We start from the raw sequence: 15,925 nt of genomic DNA on the forward strand, positions 1-15,925 counted from the left end.
ACGAGTTATGGGGAGGGGAGGTATGAGGCTCGCCCATTCAAATTTCAGAAACTTAAAAAAAACTAATCTATTGGGGTGTCCTCAAAGCGTCCCTCTAGACGATAGAGTTGGTCTAAGCAAACCGCAAAACTCATAAGCAGAAGGTTTTATGACCACCAAACAGCCTGCTACCGAAACTGTATCCACTCAAGGACTTTCAACAGAGGATCTGATTACCAACGAGCAGATCGAGGATGCAACGGCAGTGAATTATGTAGATGTGATTCAAACTGTCATCTCCAGCTTGGATCAGGACGACACCGCGATGGTGAGTCAAGGCGAGGACAATAAATACCTCTGGAAGTTTAAGTACGGTACTGTCGAAGTGTTTGTGCAACTCACTGGCATTACCGATGATGATACGTTTACAGTTTGGTCTAATGTACTGAAGCTACCTGCCAAGAACGAAGCGCAGTTGATGCGGAAACTACTGGAGATGAACTGGTCTGACACGTTTGAATCGCATTTCGGTATTGTAGACAACCAAGTTGTTGTGCTTTCGTCTCGCACTGTGGCAGAGCTTTCTCCGGGAGAAATTTCCCGCGCTATTACCATTGTGGCGACTATTGCAGATAACAACGACGAACCTTTACAGGCTGAATATGGTAGTTAGTCATTAGTCAGTGGTCATTAGTCAAAAGCTAGTAGCTAATTGGTAATCGCAAAAATAAGATGGCAATTAGCTACTACGAATACTTCAATGGACAACTGACTAATGACTAATGACAACTATTGGCGTTTGATTCCCTTGCTGCAAGCGTCAGGTTGCGTCCAGATGGCTATCGACAGATGGTTATTGGAGCAACACCAGATGGGACGGCATCCGCCAGCTTTGCGCTTTTATACTTGGTCTCCAGGGGCAATCTCGCTGGGGTATCATCAACTTCGATGGCCTGCATCTTGGCAGCAGCTAAATGCAGCTGGTGTGTTGGATTTGGTGCGTCGTCCGACTGGCGGACGTGCTGTGTTGCACCAAGGAGATCTTACCTATATGGTTGTTACTTCAGGATTGGCTGGGAGTCGCCTGAAGGCGTATGAGGCAATTTGTGAGTTTTTGATTCAAGGATGGCGATCGCTTGGCTTAGACTTACACTACGGTACAGCTGGGCGTGGCTACATTCACAATCCTAATTGTTTTGGCACCGCCACTGGTGCTGATTTAGTTACTGTTGATGGTTATAAGTTGATTGGTAGCGCTCAACTGCGGCGAGGCAATGCTATCTTACAACACGGTTCGATGCGTTTGTCTCCGGATGCTGAGTTGTTTAAACAGGTGTTTGGCGAAGTTATGACACCGATAAAGTTACCCTTTTCTCAGCAGGGAAATACGCTGATTCAAACTGTTGTGGATGCCCTAACTGTAGCAGCAGCTAATTGTTTCGGTGTCGAGATGGTGATGCAGCCTTTATCTGATGCAGAGTGGCAAGAAATTTTAGCGCACTCCAGTGCAGATGTTATAGAAAAAAAGTAAAATTATGAATTTCCTACGCCGCACAATTGTAATTCTGGGAATAGCTACTGTGTTGGCTGGACTACCTTTAATTATCTATGAACCACTACAAACACCTATTAATCACATGAGTGCTGAATACTTCTATAAACAGGGAATGGAAAAGGCTGGCATAGGGGATTATGAAGGAGTAATTGAGGATTTACAAAAAGCGGCGATATATTAATTATTGGCAAAAATTTGTATAATTCGTTAATGATTATACAGCAGCAAAAAATCATCTAAAGCTAATGTTTAGAGTTAGTATGTTAGCTTCTTATTATTCAACCTTTCTGAGATATTAACAAAAAAAGATTGGCTACATGGACAAAAATAGTAAGGTAGTTATTGCTTCGTGTTGGTGACGTTTGAGCGGAAGCTGAGTTATATCGACAAGTCGGGAAAGATAGTTATTCAGCCGTAACTTGAAGTTAATGGTGTTAGTCTTGGAGGGTTGCTGCTTTAGCGATCGCATTCAATTGTAAACTCTGCGGATAGCTAGCTTCTGCTTTGACGCGCTTGATGTCTGCATCGGAAATTGCCAGATTTAGCTTGGCGGCTACTGCACGCACAATATCACCTCTGTCAATAACGCCAGCAACTGCGCCTGCGGGTGAAAGTACGGTAATTCGATTTAACTGTTTGGCTTCAATAAAGTTAATTACTTCCGCTATGGGTGTCTTTTCTTCAACTGTGGCAATTTCTGTCAGCGGATGTACGATACTCTGTAGGGTTTCGGTTTCCCAACGACTGCGTTCGATGAAGTGCAAATCGTCAACTGAAACTAAACCGCGATAGCGACCTTCGGAAGCTGCAAAGTAAACGGGAAAGTGAGAAGCTTCTAAAATGTATTCGTCAGCAAACTGGCGCAAGCTCATGTTAGCATCCACAACTCGGAATTCCTGTTGCATAGCATCTGCTGCTATTATCTGTAGCAAGGTTTCCTGTAAGGTAGACATCCGCTCGTAGGACGTAGCGTTGCGGATGCCAAACCAGCCGAGTAAGCCAATCCAGAAGCCATTGAACCACTGATCATTGAAAGCAATAATTGCCATCCCCAATGCGATCGCGCCCCATCCTAAAATTAAACCAAATTTAGCTGCCCAACGCACGCCTTGAAAGCGGTTTCCGGTGGCTTTCCATACCGCAGCTTTCACAACTTGTCCGCCATCTAAAGGCAGTCCGGGAATTAAGTTAAATAATGCTAAGATAAGGTTGATTTTTGCCAGGTTTAATGTCATAGCCTGCACTATACCCGTTACTGGGAGAGCGTGAGCCACCAGGTAAAATAGCGACCAAAGAACAAAACTAACAGCAGGGCCTGCGATCGCTACTTGAAATGCTTCGCCTGGGGTTTTTGATTCCTGCTCTATAGAAGCAATTCCACCAAATAGAAATAAAGTAATTGAGTTAACTTGAATGCCTTGCTTTCGCGCTACCAAACTGTGACCCAGTTCGTGTAGCAAGACAGAACCAAACAGCAATAAAGCCATTAATAATCCAGCACCTCCACCAAGAACTGGGCCTAAAACTGTTGAGAAATCCAGGGCATTGGCAAGAGTTATCAAAGCTAAAATAAAAAACCACGAATAATCTATAAACAGCGGAATTCCGAATATCGAGCCAATACGCCAACTTGCTTGCATCGAAATTTTCCTCTTTGATTCCTGCTATTACAAATAACAAACGATTCATCCCGTTGCTTCTAGCTGTGGGATGAATCGATAGAGTGCCATAATCACTAAGGTGAGCAATACCCACCTTAGTAACTTGTTCGTTTCGCTCGCAGTTAAATCAGAGTGCTAAAGGACACCAATGTTGGTCAGCCCTAAAATCGCACCAGTCCCCAGCACATGACCAAAGCTCATCCCTGCAAGAAATTGAGCGACGCTAAAGTTTTTACCAAAACCAGGAAGCTGCAAAGGCAATTTGGGGCCGACTCCCTTCTTTTGGACTGCATTGGCGGCGACGAACAAGCCAAGAAGGTTGAAAATACCCATGATAATGAACCCGGCCATAGTGCCGCTTGGAGTTGGGGGAACAGTCGGCTGCACTGCTGCAAGTAAACTACTTAAGTCAACCATTTTTGTTTTCTCCTGAATTGTTAATAGGGGATAGGGGCTGAAAAGGAAAAAGTGAAGAATTATTTTTGCCTTTCGCCTGTTTTGCCTCAACATCCGGGGAAGGCTGTAGCGCGATCGCGCTCATCCTCGCACCAGAATTTTGGACGCTTTTGCCTGTTGCCTTATTTTATAGCGCTCCGGCGTTAGTCAGTCCCAGAATGACACCTGCGCCAATTATGTGACCAAAGCTCATGGTTGCCAGCAATTCAGGAATACTGAAATTCCGGAACAGAGCAGGTTTTTCAAAGGGCAAGTCAGGCCCCACACCGGGTTTCTGGATGGCAAAGCGACCGATGACAATAGCAAGTAAGTTGCATAAAATCATCACCAGCCCTATTGTGGGAGTCCATGATGGTGTCGCGGGAACGGTAGACTGGAGGGCAGCTAGTATTGTCATCAAATTACTGTCTCCTGCTTTTATTAAAATCTAGTAACAAAAAAGATTATAAAAATCTCTTTGCACTAAGCCAGAATTTGTTTTAAGAGTTAACAGTTATATTAATTTTTAATACAAATCAGAACAATTTCAATGCGAATTAAAATTTGTGGGATTACGAAACCGGAGCAAGGGCAAGCGATCGCGCATCTGGGAGCAACCGCTCTGGGATTTATCTGCGTACAGGCGTCCCCGCGCTACGTCAGTGCCGTGCAAATCCGAGCAGTCGGGAAAGAACTGCCCCCCGACGTTGACCGGATTGGTGTCTTTGCCAACGCTACACAAGAGGAAATCTGCGAAACTGTCGCCGTTGCAGCCTTGACAGGTGTACAGTTACATGGAATAGAAACAACGGAATTTTGCCACAAGCTGCGTCAATCTCTACCTAACGTGGAAATCATCAAAGCGTTGAGAATAAAAACGACACAAGATTTAACTCAGGCAGATGCCTATGGAGAGTGTGCAGACACTCTACTTCTGGATGCCTATCATCCCCAAATGTTGGGAGGCACCGGAAAAACACTGGACTGGGCTACCCTAGAACAATTCCAGCCTAGCTGTCCCTGGTTTCTTGCAGGTGGCTTAACACCCGATAACGTGTTGGATGCCTTAACGCAGGTGTATCCGTCCGGTATTGATTTATCTAGCGGCGTGGAGCGATCGCCTGGAGACAAAGATTTAGACAGAGTAGCCCAGCTATTTGAGAAGCTAGAAGGGAAGCGGCAGTAGTAATTTTACGATCTCTTCGTGTCTTTTATCCGCCACATTGTCACCCTAAGACTGGGCAAACCAGCCCGGATTAATAAAGCTGAAGCAAAGGTGAGATTAGAAGCATAATTGCACCCACAGCCACAAAGCCAAAGTTGTCTAAAAAAAGATGCTCATAAACATTTCCTCGTTTTGATGTTTAGTAGTAGGGTAGGTATTGCCTACTCTACAAAATCTTAAAACCTCTTAGGTTATTGGCTTGACAATCTCAATTCAAACTTTTGCTTGGTTTAGAGGCATTTTGCTTTCTTCGAGAGACTAATATTATTAGTCCTATAAAGAAAGTAAATTGCCTCTTTAAAAACGATAAACCACAACCTGATTAGCTGATGGTAGTTACTTTAAAACTTGCATATTGGATAGCACAATAACTGCGGTGACTCCAATCATGTGACCGAAGCTCATCGCAGCCAGAAAGCCTCCTACACTAATGTTGTTGAAAAGAGACGGGAAGGGCAAAGGCATCTTAGCACCCACCTGAGGATAGCGAATAGTACGACTAGCAATTAATAAAACCAAGAGACAGGAACCAATTATGATTGGCGTTCCTTGCCAGTGCCATAATGCAGTATCGGGAGTGGTCGATTGTATTGCTGCCAATAACATTGAGTTAAACAAGAGTTTTCTCCTACTTTGACAAATTATTAGAAAGAATTCACCCACTAAAAGTAAGCATTTTTCCCATATTTTAGTTACAATAATGGTTTTTTTGCTTACCTTTTGTGTCACCCAAACTATGAGATTACAGGTTTCTTAAAACCTTTTTGCCAAGAGTGGGTGTGGCTACAAATCATAGTCTTAGCTTTACCTAATATTCCGCCTCCTACTGCCGAAGGATTTATTCGGATCAATATCTGGAAAAAGCCTCTGCCTTTGTATAGGCGTTGACCTTTTATTAAAGGTTTACATTTGTTTACAGAAATAACCTCGAATTACTCAGGGCGCAGTAAAGATATTTGCTTAGCCCCTGAGACTAAGAAGCTGTCGTCAATTTTTTAGAAGTCTCTATGACATTTACAAACACCGATACACTCGACCAAGCTGTAAAAGCCTTTAAGCGCTTACCTGTAGATGACCAGCTGGCTGCACTCGCCTCCATTTACACCGCAGCAAGCGGATCGCTTTCATCTTCCGCTTCCGGTATAGCGTCATCAAAAGATGCTGGAGAGATGCTAAAGCACGTTAAGGAAATGCGGCCGGATGAGCAGGTGCAATTGTTGCGCGATGTTTTCTGCGACCAAAAGACTCAAGCAGAAGAGGAAGTGCTTGACCCACATCCTAGCAAGGCACTGCTGGAGCTGATTCCTGGGGTAGGTACTCCCCCCCTAAGTCAGTATCGCTCTCTGGATACTAACTCCCGTTTAGGCTTTTTGTATCAGCTTGCACAACAGGTTAGCTTGCCGACTGACTATCAGCTCTCGTCGGAAGGTACAGAATTGTTGAACTCTCTGAAATCTCTTGACTTTGACCAACAGGTGAAGTTTTTGAGCCAGGTAGTATAGCCCTTTAAGGCTTGGGTTCTATAAATCTGTAGGGACATGGCATTGCGATGTCCCTACAGTAAATAATTTTTTTTGATTCCCCAATCCCCCTTATTTAGGGGGGTTGGGATTACCGCCTAAGAACCTTGCTAAAAGAAGGCTGGTTGATGGCGAATCAAGTTCAGAAACTCTTCGCGAGTTTTTTGATCGTCCTGAAATACGCCCACCATTGCACTGGTGACAGTCCAAGAACCGGGCTTCTGGACACCTCGCATCACCATGCACATATGAGTAGCTTCCATGACAACAGCGACTCCCTGCGGCTCCAAAACTAATTGAACTGCTTCTGCAATCTGCCGCGTTAGCCGTTCTTGCACCTGTAAACGCCGCGCATACATCTCGACAATCCGAGCCAGCTTACTAAGTCCTACCACTTTTTGGTTGGGGACGTAGGCGACGTGCGCTCTGCCCATAAATGGCAGCATATGGTGTTCGCAAAGGCTAAAGAAGTTGATATCCCGCACGAGAACCATTTCGTTGTGACCTTCATCAAAGATGGCTCCATTGACAAGTTCTTCCAAGGATTCATTGTAGCCACCAGTTAGGAATCGCATTGCCTCTGCTACCCGCTTCGGCGTTTTCAGTAGTCCCTCACGTTCTGGGTCTTCGCCTACTCCCAATAGGAGCGTCCGCACAGCGTCCATCATTTCGTCATTGATTTCTTCCGAGGGCGGCTGCAAATTGGGTTCTTTGCCATTGAGTGTGTTTCGGTCAGGTCGAGGCGCAGCAATTTTAGAGCCTAAATCGGCGGATAAGTTAGAGCCGCTGGAAGAAGCAATAGTCATGATAAGTCTGTGTTATGGTTTGGAGTTGTTTTGAGAGTTATAAATTTTGAGGATTGAGTTAAGAATTATTTGAGAGTATGGAATTATAAATTTCACTCTTCATCCCTAACTCAAAATTCAAAACTCATAAAGCGCCAGCACTGGGCATTAAGGTTAATTCTTCAATTACTGCCTGTTCTGGTAGCAGTGTCATGTGAAGAATCGACTGGGCAACTATTTCTGGTGTTAACATAGCTGAACGGTTTAGGTCAGCTTGAACCGTTTCTGTGTCCCAAATTGGGGTATTAACAGCACCAGGATTGATGGTGACAATGCGAATGCCTTTGGCACGTTCCTCAGCTGCGAGGGTTTTAGACAAAGCAACTAAGCCAGCTTTGCTGACGCTATAGGCACCCCAACCGGGAAAGGGTTGCTGGGCAGCAATTGATGTCACATTAATAATTGTCCCAGACCCGCGATCGCGCATCTGAGGTAAAATTCCTTGGATGCACTGAAATACGCTGGTAAGATTCAGGTCAATTACTTGCTGCCAGTCAGTTAGGGGTGTTTCCATAACTGTGTTGGTGTAGCCCATTCCGGCGTTGTTAACCAAAATATCAATGGCACCAAATGAGTTAGCGATCGCGCTAATCTTTTCTTTTACCTGACCAACTTCCGCCAGATCCAAGGGATAAGCTTTAGCTTCCACCCCAGCTTCCCTAGCAGCTTCGGCTACCGCCTCTAACTTTGACTCTTGACGGCTCACTAAAGCCAGATTAATCCCCGCTTTAGCAAACGCCAGAGCCGTCGCTTTGCCAATTCCACTACTTGCCCCGGTAATCAAGGCAGACTTACGAACAGGAGAAGTCATCAAATCTTCCCATTTTCTCGACGAAGAATAGCCATCAATTCTCAGCTTAGCTTTCCCTTTGAGGAAGGCTACCAATAATGCCCACGGGAGCGCTTATTGCGTACATTTTCACCTTTTGAGCCGTTGTCTATCATCTGTTAGCGATAGCTGCAATTGCTAAGATTGCTAATCGCTAATTTTTAAGAAAGCTAACGGTCGCTGCTGGCACTGTAATATTTCGTTACTCGCTAATTATAGCACTCGCTACAATGCCTGATACTGTCAACCCCCTTTAGGCAGAGATTTCAGTAAAAACTCCAATGCGACGAAACTTTTGATAGCGCAACTCCCGGCGTTGTTGACCTGTCAAATTGGTGAGTTCTTCCAAATTTTGCAAAAGGGCATCTTTGAGGATGCTGGCTGCTTTAAGAGGATCGGCGTGAGCGCCGCCAATCGGCTCTGGCAAAATAGTATCGAGAATGCCGAGATTTTTCAAATCCCAAGCGGTGATTTTGAGTGCGGCTGCGGCTTGGGGAGCTTTGCTGGAATCTCTCCAGAGGATAGCGGCGCACGCTTCGGGTGTTGCTACGGTATAAACTGCGTGTTCAAACATTAACAGGCGATCGCCTACGCCAATTCCCAAAGCGCCACCGGAACCGCCTTCGCCAATAACGGTGCAGACGATGGGGACATCTAGGCGGAACATCTCGCGCAAATTATAGGCGATCGCTTCTCCCTGCCCCAATTCCTCAGCTTCCACACCCGCCCAAGCACCGGGAGTATCGATAAATGTTAAAATCGGCATCCCAAAACGGTTAGCGTGTTCCATCAACCGCATCGCCTTGCGGTAGCCGCCTGGAGAAGCCTGTCCAAAATTACGGGCGATATTGTCCTTTGTGTCTCTGCCTTTTTGATGACCGAGCATCAACACCGGACGACCGCCCAGACGAGCCACACCGCCGACTAAAGCCGGGTCATCACAACCACCGCGATCGCCATGTAGTTCCATCCATTCATCGCTGATCGCCTGGATGTAGTCTAATGTACTAGGTCGCCGAGGATGACGAGCCAGTTGTAGCCGCTGAGACGGCGACAAACTGCTAAATATCTCTTCACGAAGTTGCACCGCTCGCACCTCCAGCTGCCGAATCTGCTCAGAGACATCGACATCCTGATCTTCGGCAAGTTCGCGAATCTGGTGAATTCGTGCCTCCAGCTCAGAGAGAGGCTTTTCAAAATCTAAAAGTAACGGCTTGCGCTCAGGATTTGCCACCTTAACGAGTTCGATAACATTAAGTACATTATCTCAACATCCTACCTCGTAAGAGTATGCAAGAAATCTACCCTAACCTCAATCACCCGATTCTTGTTCGGATAAACCTGAGCGAACTGCCAGAAAATTTGGATGAGAGTGTACCGCAGGTAGTGACTGATGGCAAATAAGTGATTTTGCACCACCAAGGCAAAGGTATAGCTGTTTTAGCGCCAATTGAAGATTTAGCGCTTCTGGTTTTAGTGGAAGTTGAACAGCGCCGGGAAATCTAGGGCGATTTTACGTGAAAGAACTAGAGCGATCGCTCTAGTTCCTCTTGTACAAAATTGCGGTACATCGCATTTACAGTGGAATCGGCTGGATTATAAACTGCATTCCCAGTCTCTGACTGGGAACGAGAGTAAAGTTAATAGCTCAACAGCGGTCGGAATCCGTGCTTCACAGAAGCCTCGCCGATTAGCTCCATTTTTTCCACAGTAATCTGATTCCGTCCCCAAGAAAAGTTGGTATACCGCTTTTCAAATTCCAGCAGCATCGATTCAGCAAAACAGGCAAACAACTGACGACCTGGCACATCCATCAAGTTGACGATTTTCATAATTCGCCAGTCAATATCCAGGGAATGCTCCACAATTCCACCATTGACGACGTAAACGCCCGGATGCTGAATATTAGTTGCCATGTTTTTAGGATAGCCACCATCGATCAGCAAACACGGTTTCTTTAAAACCGTGGGGTCAATTTCGACACCTTTAGGCATACTGGCAACCCAAACCACGATGTCAGCTTGGGGTAGAGCTTCTTCCAAGTCCATAATTTTGCCCCTGCCCAATTCCGCCTGCAAAGCTTGTAATCGCTCCTGCTTCCGGGCAATCAGCAACAACTCCGCCACATCCGTCCGCGCATCTAGCCAGCGACATACAGCACTGCCAATATCGCCAGTAGCTCCACAAACTGCAACAGTCGCCTTATTCAGTTCGATTCCCAGCTTTTTCGATACCTGTTCCACTTGGCGGCAGATAATGTATGCCGTGTGGGTGTTGCCTGTCGTAAAGCGCTCAAACTCTAGCTTGATGTTGCGAACCTGCTTGCTTTCGTGCAGGTTAAATTCTTCAAAAATAATTGAGGAAAAGCCGCCCAAAGCGCTAATGTTGATACCATGCTTTTGAGCATGAGCCATAGCATTGAGAACTTTCCGCACCGCTGTCTTCCCTCTGCCAGTGGCAAGCATTTCTGGCACAAAGCAAGATTCCACATACCGACCTTCGATTTTTTGCCCAGTAATGCTGGTGACGGTGATGTGATCAACGATTTGAGGCGGAGCGCTACACCAGAAATCCAGCCCTTGATCGGCGTATTCTGGATAGCCTAGCTCTCTAGCCACAGATTGGGCGTGTTGCAAATTGGTAAGGTGACCGATTAGACCAAACATGGACTGTTTTATTTAAACCTGCGTTTCAGGCAAAAAAGTGTGGATGGGACAGAAAACCAGAGATAAACCTTAAAAAGGTTACGCAAAATTGCCGATCAGAAGACTCATTGACTGATCGGCACGACTGAGGACGAATTTAAGTAAAAAGATGATGGTTTTGGCTTTGACTTGAGTATCCTCACCGACCTTTTTCTATTATGCCCCGGTTAAACCGTAAGCTGAGAGGCGCATAATGTCGCGGGTGGTAAAGCCAATATTGCTTAGGGCTTCACCGTATTGAATCATGAAGTCTTCAACCAGCGATTCTTTTTCCATTCCCAGGACGCTTGCATCATTCTCAACAGAGTTGAGCATTTTCCAAACCAGTGGTAGGTTTTGACGATTCGCTTGTTCGAGTTCGGCTTTGGATTCCTCAAAATGGTTTTTCAGCCAAACTTCGCCGTAGTTGAGATGAGAGTATTCGTCTTTGACAACACCCTCAGTTATTTTACGGGCAAAGTCATCAGCCACAGGAATGTAGATGTTGTATGCCGCGATCGCAAAGCACTCAATAATCAATGATTGAATCAGCAAGCAGGTTACAATCTGACCTTGAGCTGCTGCATCTTGGAAATTTCTGTGCAATCCGGAAAAGAACTCGCGGGCAAAGTCCATGTCTGGTGTCACAGAAAGATTCCGGCCGCAAGCTTCAAATCCTTTCTTGTGACGATTCTCCATTTTGGATAGGCGGATTAACTCCTCCTTCTCCTCTGGGATCATTTCGCCCAGTTGGATGTAATTTTCATGTGCCTCTTGTTCGCCTTCAATCACTATCGCGTTGATGCGGCTGTAAGCGTCCTTGTAGGTTTCGCTCTGGAAGTCAATTGCGGCGTTGGCTGCAATCTGCATTTCTTGCTTGTCTCCTGTGTGCGTAACTAAGCTGTCCGAGATATGTAAACCCTAGAAATTCAGGGTGCGGGACAAAATGGTTAAATATAACTTAACAAATGTCTATCTTAGACGTTACTACTCTTTGATACATCTTCCCCATGTGGAAGAATAGCGGATCTGATTACTAAAAGCATAGAGTTAAATGCGTACTTATGCCTAAAAGACATCTAAAAAATTGGTCGGCTTGGTTTTGGCAACCGCTAAGCTTAGGTGTACTACTATTGGGCGCTGGAATTGTACTTCTGCCCCTGGGCATAGTTTTCTTCACCTCCTTTGATAAAGCTGGCACCGCGCCCGGTAGCTTGTTGCCATCTGCCCCTACCCTTGTAAACTACACAGAAGCTTGGCGGCGCGGAAAGTTCCTGCTGGCGTTTGCAAATTCGAGTTTAGTAGCGATCGCGGTGACTGCGTTTCAGGTTTTTACCTCAGCACTCGCAGGTTATGCCTTGGCGCGTCTCAAATTCCGGGGACGACAGGCAATTTTGTTAATTGTGCTGGCAACGCTGGTGATTCCGTTTCAGCTGTTGGTGATTCCGATTTTCCTAGTTTTAAAGTGGGGACACATGATTAACACCTACTGGGCGCTAATTTTGCCCACAGCTGCGAATGGTTTTGGAATTTTCCTGCTGCGGCAGTATTTTCAGACAATTCCAGTAGAGTTGGAGGAAGCGGCGGCGTTGGATGGGGCGAATCGGCTGCAAATTTTGTGGCGGGTGATGCTTCCCTTATCTCGTCCAGCGTTGGTGACGCTGTTTCTGTTCACCTTTATTGGTGAGTGGAACGATTTATTTAAGCCGTTGGTATTCACTACGCGCCCAGAGTTACGGACGGTGCAGCTGGCTTTGGCAGAGTTTCAGGAGCAGTTTACCAGTAGTTGGCAACTGTTGATGGCGGCTGTAGTAATTGCTACCGTGCCTGTGGTGTTGCTGTTTCTCGCTGGGCAGCGTCAGTTTATTCGCGGTATTGCCGCAACTGGGATGAAGAATTAGCCCCCTTATGCCCGCAGGTTTCAATCTGCGGCTACATCAAACTTAGTTAATCATAGGGAATGGTTGAGGAACCCAAACAGTAGACTTAAATTCTGCCACAATCAAGATATATGCAGAAGCTTGGTCTATTTTTAATTGTTTTCTCTTTTCTGCCTTGGGTGGCGATATTATTGGTTGTGCCGTTGCTACCACTAGCGATCGCTCAAAAAGCTCTCTTAGTTCCGGTGTTGGCGGTTTCAGCAGAAGTTACCTTTTGGGTGGGTTTGTTGCTAGTGGGAAAAGAAGCAGCAACCAAATATCGCCGTTACTTGAATCCTGGCACTATTTGGCAGAATTTGAAAAAATTGCTCCGCAGAAAGTAGAAACACGCGAACCTACACATATGTTCTAGGGTAGGCAAGATGCCCGCCCTACTCAGCATCAGTGAGAACTTTGAGGCGAATAGTTCGCTCGCCTGTATCATCAAGATTAACTTCGATCACCTCACCAGCGAGACGTTCCAAGCAAGTGAGAAGCGATCGCAAATTGGGGGTACTTGCGCCAGTGTCCACATAAAGTCTATCTGCCAGACTGCCCAGACGCTTCCAGGTCATGTAAAATTTGGCGATAGTTTGTTCCAGCTGCGCCGCTTGCTTCACCATGTCAGCAGTGGTATTCAGACAACCCACCCGCAAAGCTTCCTCTAACGCCATTTCCACATCTAGAGTTGTTTCGCTGATCGCTTGTACTTGGGCGGCGGCATCCAGATACTTAGATAAATTACGGGCATCTGATGTAGCTTGTTTAACAGTATCAACGTCAGGATTTCCCGCAACTTCCCCTCTTAGTACCTTCAGGTGAGAATCGGGCAATTTTTCCATTTCCTTGACTAGGGGAGACAGATAGCGGGAAGGAAGAGAACCGGATGCAGCCATTTCCTTGACTTCATCGGGTAGCAAGTCGGAATTCATCGCCGTCCACTCGTCGGCAAGTTGTCGAACTTCCCGCCTGGTGATGCGATCGCCTTTATTCGCCGCTTCTGTCACCAGTTGTTGAATTTCTGGAGATGCCTTAGAAGTTTCAATGAAGGCGCGTTTGCTGAAGCTGCGAATGGCATCTGGGTCTAGCTTTCCCTCTTCTAAGAGGGTATCAGCGCTATTTGCCAGTTGAATCAAAGAATAAGCCTGACTTTTGCTGATTTCCCGCTCTTTTAGCCAGTTGAGGAATCCCGTCCCGCGCCCGTCCCCGCCTTTCTTCTCTCTGTCGCGCACCACCCGCAAAATCCGCCCCCGCCAAATTTCTGTCTGTAGGTCGAAGCGATCGCACACTAACCAAGCATTATCTACCTGCTGCTGAAAATCCAGTTCTGGAATCTCCTCGTCCTCTGGATCGGGCAGATGAAAATCCAAATCGACTGGGTTGTTCAGGATAGCAGCTAAGTCGCTGGGGGATTGGGGTACTTGCACCATTAGTAGCGTTCACTGGGGAGAGATCGCCCTATTATGACACAATCTGTAGCCAAAGACTCGCTAATAGAGTAGCGCGATCGCCTCTTTTGCCGCTTTTTGAGGTGCGATCGCATTTCATAGTGAGAACCCAAACTTATTCTGGAACAAAGTCAGAGTCTAAAATCTCGGCGGATGTGTATGGGCATAATTGTGGAAAGGTTTCCACTGGTAGTTCAGTTTCAGCACTCGCCTGTTCAACCGCATCTAAATAGCATTCAGCAAACACTTCTTCCAGGTAGGGCTTAAGGCTGGGAGATTCTTTAAGAGCTTTTCGGATGCGTCTACGATGCTCAACAATACTGCCCTTCCAGCTACCACTTCTTAATTCTGGTTGATATTGCCACTTGAGTAAGTGAGTCAGGACAATGATGAGATTACTCTCTAAACTCCTGCGCTCACTTCGCCCCATATCCTCTATTTCCTCAATCAGATTTTCCCAATCGATGTTTGAGTAGTCATGAACCCGCAACTTCTCTACTGTAGTTTTAATCCATATCAGGTAGTCTGTGTCATATAAGCTCTGTTGGTTAGCTGTTATTTCTATTGTCATAACAATTACCTCTATGGCGTGCCAAACTGGTTATCAGAAGTCTTCTGATAACTGATTAACTGTAACATTCTAGACAACCGCTAGAAAGTTAAAAGATACAAATTATTTAATATTCATTCCTATTCAGGATCTAACCACTTTTGCAAACTTACCCCATATAAAATTAACCTTTCTTCTAGGCTAATTTATATTCGCTTACAGTCTGATTTTATCGATGATAGCGATCGCATACCTTAAGTATAACTTATGATTCTGGTGTAACTTTTTGTTCTTTAGTTACAGGGGTGTTAGAAGCTTGGCTAACAACGTTAGCACCTCGATACTTTAGTCGCGATGTTGGTTGAGTTGTGGGAGTTTTGTCTGTTTTGTTACATTTCCAAGCTTGACCTCGATAGTTCCCGGTTATCTGGCTTTCAGTTCCTTCAACTGTAGGAGGGGTTGGTTCGTAGTCAATTCCGCGATAAGTGAGTGTAGTTTTTTGGACTTCCTGAGTCTCCATTACAGGCTGACTCGGCAGCGAAAACTGTCTAGTGCTGAAGATGGCAATCCCTAGCAGCAAGCTTTTGAGCTGCCAAGGTGCTATCAACAAACTTAGCAGTAAGGCGCTAATTGAAATACAGGCAGCGAGATAGGAAATTTCGTCAGCAGACTTTTTAAATATATAGATAGATAGCAGGACAACTGCCAGCGGCATCATGAAAGACAAGGGCATTTCTATCATTTTTACACCCAGTGTGAGAAGCCTATTTAAAAAATATTAGGACAATTCGTCAAAATTAGTCTAATGCTTTCGGCTTAAATTACTCGATAGATTAGGAGGAACGTGGTGAGTGCTATATTAACCGCATTCCTAAATTGGCAGAATCCCAGGCAAATCGGGACTTCTAAAGCTGGCTAGAACGGGTTGGCGATCGCTCTTGCGGCGCGGATGTACTCAGCCTGGGGAACCGCATTCGCAACATAACAATGCTGCTGCACGTCTTTTTGTTCTGCGTGTAAATCATTGCTATGTCACTAAAACCTAAAATTCGCTTATCTCGAATTTTGACAAATTGCTTGCTGAGAACTATTGTCCCTGTAATGTCGCTGACTGCGCCAATTCCACCAGTTCAAGGCTTAATACCTAGTTTTTCTTCGTTTGAAGTCAAGTATGCTGATGGCAACCCTGATCCTGTTGTCAGCGTCTGTGGCGCGGAACGCCAGTTAAAGCGATCGCTTATATGAAGGGTGATGGGAATCGGCTGCACGTCAAAA

Annotated in this window: 20 protein-coding genes; 8 read left to right on the forward strand and 12 right to left on the reverse strand. The window is 45.7% G+C overall.

The window, feature by feature from the left end; all coding sequences use genetic code 11:
- Positions 1–148: 148 nt before the first annotated feature.
- From H6F63_RS24830 to H6F63_RS24840, 3 genes are all read left to right on the forward strand, one after another.
- Positions 149–652 (forward strand): YbjN domain-containing protein, encoded by a 504-nt coding sequence (locus H6F63_RS24830; RefSeq protein WP_190640007.1) that lies wholly within the window; start codon positions 149–151, stop codon positions 650–652.
- Positions 653–754: 102 nt separating this feature from the next.
- The gene (locus tag H6F63_RS24835; protein ID WP_190640008.1) at positions 755–1,510 is read left to right on the forward strand and encodes a biotin/lipoate A/B protein ligase family protein; all 756 of its coding nucleotides are present in this window, start codon (positions 755–757) and stop codon (positions 1,508–1,510) included.
- Between the two features lie 4 nt (positions 1,511–1,514).
- Positions 1,515–1,715 carry a hypothetical protein gene (locus H6F63_RS24840; RefSeq protein WP_190640009.1) on the forward strand — a complete coding sequence of 67 codons (201 nt, stop codon included), beginning with the start codon at positions 1,515–1,517 and terminating at the stop codon, positions 1,713–1,715.
- Positions 1,716–1,968: 253 nt separating this feature from the next.
- Here H6F63_RS24840 and H6F63_RS24845 read toward each other — a convergent pair whose 3' ends face one another.
- The 3 genes from H6F63_RS24845 to psaK (H6F63_RS24855) all read right to left on the reverse strand — a co-directional run bounded on the left by H6F63_RS24845 (position 1,969) and on the right by psaK (H6F63_RS24855) (position 4,048).
- Positions 1,969–3,174 (reverse strand): site-2 protease family protein, encoded by a 1,206-nt coding sequence (locus tag H6F63_RS24845; RefSeq protein WP_190640010.1) that lies wholly within the window; start codon positions 3,172–3,174, stop codon positions 1,969–1,971.
- Positions 3,175–3,330: 156 nt separating this feature from the next.
- A complete protein-coding gene (psaK, locus tag H6F63_RS24850; RefSeq protein WP_190418307.1) occupies positions 3,331–3,612 on the reverse strand; it encodes a photosystem I reaction center subunit PsaK in 282 nt (93 codons plus the stop codon).
- A gap of 166 nt (positions 3,613–3,778) precedes the next feature.
- Complete coding sequence (gene psaK / locus H6F63_RS24855; RefSeq protein WP_190418309.1) at positions 3,779–4,048, reverse strand: photosystem I reaction center subunit PsaK; 270 nt, start codon at positions 4,046–4,048, stop codon at positions 3,779–3,781.
- A gap of 132 nt (positions 4,049–4,180) precedes the next feature.
- On the opposite strand from psaK (H6F63_RS24855), the gene H6F63_RS24860 reads away from it, so the two are divergent.
- Positions 4,181–4,816, forward strand: a complete 636-nt coding sequence (locus tag H6F63_RS24860; protein WP_190640011.1) for a phosphoribosylanthranilate isomerase — start codon at positions 4,181–4,183, stop codon at positions 4,814–4,816.
- A 375-nt stretch (positions 4,817–5,191) separates the two neighbouring features.
- Here H6F63_RS24860 and psaK (H6F63_RS24865) read toward each other — a convergent pair whose 3' ends face one another.
- A complete protein-coding gene (gene psaK, locus H6F63_RS24865; protein WP_190418478.1) occupies positions 5,192–5,461 on the reverse strand; it encodes a photosystem I reaction center subunit PsaK in 270 nt (89 codons plus the stop codon).
- A 401-nt stretch (positions 5,462–5,862) separates the two neighbouring features.
- Here psaK (H6F63_RS24865) and H6F63_RS24870 point away from each other — a divergent pair, with 401 nt between their 5' ends.
- Entirely contained in the window at positions 5,863–6,357 is a 495-nt protein-coding gene (locus H6F63_RS24870) for an orange carotenoid protein N-terminal domain-containing protein (protein ID WP_190640012.1), read from the forward strand.
- A gap of 128 nt (positions 6,358–6,485) precedes the next feature.
- Here the strand turns inward: H6F63_RS24870 and folE are convergent, their stop codons facing one another.
- From folE to H6F63_RS24895, 5 genes are all read right to left on the reverse strand, one after another.
- Entirely contained in the window at positions 6,486–7,181 is a 696-nt protein-coding gene (gene folE / locus H6F63_RS24875; RefSeq protein WP_190452425.1) for a GTP cyclohydrolase I FolE, read from the reverse strand.
- Between the two features lie 124 nt (positions 7,182–7,305).
- Positions 7,306–8,031: an SDR family oxidoreductase gene (locus tag H6F63_RS24880; protein WP_190418317.1), complete on the reverse strand. Its 726-nt coding sequence runs from the start codon at positions 8,029–8,031 to the stop codon at positions 7,306–7,308.
- Between the two features lie 271 nt (positions 8,032–8,302).
- Positions 8,303–9,283 carry an acetyl-CoA carboxylase carboxyl transferase subunit alpha gene (gene accA / locus H6F63_RS24885; RefSeq protein WP_190418319.1) on the reverse strand — a complete coding sequence of 327 codons (981 nt, stop codon included), beginning with the start codon at positions 9,281–9,283 and terminating at the stop codon, positions 8,303–8,305.
- A gap of 406 nt (positions 9,284–9,689) precedes the next feature.
- Complete coding sequence (locus H6F63_RS24890; protein ID WP_190418321.1) at positions 9,690–10,715, reverse strand: long-chain acyl-[acyl-carrier-protein] reductase; 1,026 nt, start codon at positions 10,713–10,715, stop codon at positions 9,690–9,692.
- 195 nt (positions 10,716–10,910) lie between these two features.
- The gene (locus H6F63_RS24895; RefSeq protein ID WP_190640013.1) at positions 10,911–11,603 is read right to left on the reverse strand and encodes an aldehyde oxygenase (deformylating); all 693 of its coding nucleotides are present in this window, start codon (positions 11,601–11,603) and stop codon (positions 10,911–10,913) included.
- 194 nt (positions 11,604–11,797) lie between these two features.
- On the opposite strand from H6F63_RS24895, the gene H6F63_RS24900 reads away from it, so the two are divergent.
- Together H6F63_RS24900 and H6F63_RS24905 are read left to right on the forward strand one after the other, a co-directional pair.
- Positions 11,798–12,634 carry a carbohydrate ABC transporter permease gene (locus H6F63_RS24900; protein WP_190640014.1) on the forward strand — a complete coding sequence of 279 codons (837 nt, stop codon included), beginning with the start codon at positions 11,798–11,800 and terminating at the stop codon, positions 12,632–12,634.
- A gap of 110 nt (positions 12,635–12,744) precedes the next feature.
- Complete coding sequence (locus H6F63_RS24905) at positions 12,745–12,996, forward strand: transporter suffix domain-containing protein (RefSeq protein WP_190640015.1); 252 nt, start codon at positions 12,745–12,747, stop codon at positions 12,994–12,996.
- Between the two features lie 48 nt (positions 12,997–13,044).
- Here the strand turns inward: H6F63_RS24905 and H6F63_RS24910 are convergent, their stop codons facing one another.
- From H6F63_RS24910 to H6F63_RS24920, 3 genes are all read right to left on the reverse strand, one after another.
- On the reverse strand, positions 13,045–14,082 hold the full coding sequence (locus H6F63_RS24910; RefSeq protein WP_190640016.1) for a hypothetical protein: 1,038 nt from the start codon (positions 14,080–14,082) through the stop codon (positions 13,045–13,047).
- Positions 14,083–14,215: 133 nt separating this feature from the next.
- The gene (locus H6F63_RS24915) at positions 14,216–14,671 is read right to left on the reverse strand and encodes a DUF29 domain-containing protein (RefSeq protein WP_190640017.1); all 456 of its coding nucleotides are present in this window, start codon (positions 14,669–14,671) and stop codon (positions 14,216–14,218) included.
- A 244-nt stretch (positions 14,672–14,915) separates the two neighbouring features.
- The gene (locus H6F63_RS24920; protein WP_190640018.1) at positions 14,916–15,392 is read right to left on the reverse strand and encodes a DUF4278 domain-containing protein; all 477 of its coding nucleotides are present in this window, start codon (positions 15,390–15,392) and stop codon (positions 14,916–14,918) included.
- 287 nt (positions 15,393–15,679) lie between these two features.
- Between H6F63_RS24920 and H6F63_RS24925 the strand changes: the two genes are divergently transcribed.
- Complete coding sequence (locus H6F63_RS24925; protein ID WP_190640019.1) at positions 15,680–15,895, forward strand: hypothetical protein; 216 nt, start codon at positions 15,680–15,682, stop codon at positions 15,893–15,895.
- Positions 15,896–15,925 lie beyond the last annotated feature (30 nt).

The sequence above is a fragment of the Trichocoleus sp. FACHB-40 genome, from assembly GCF_014695915.1.
Taxonomy (GTDB): Bacteria; Cyanobacteriota; Cyanobacteriia; order Cyanobacteriales; family FACHB-T130; genus Funiculus; species Funiculus sociatus.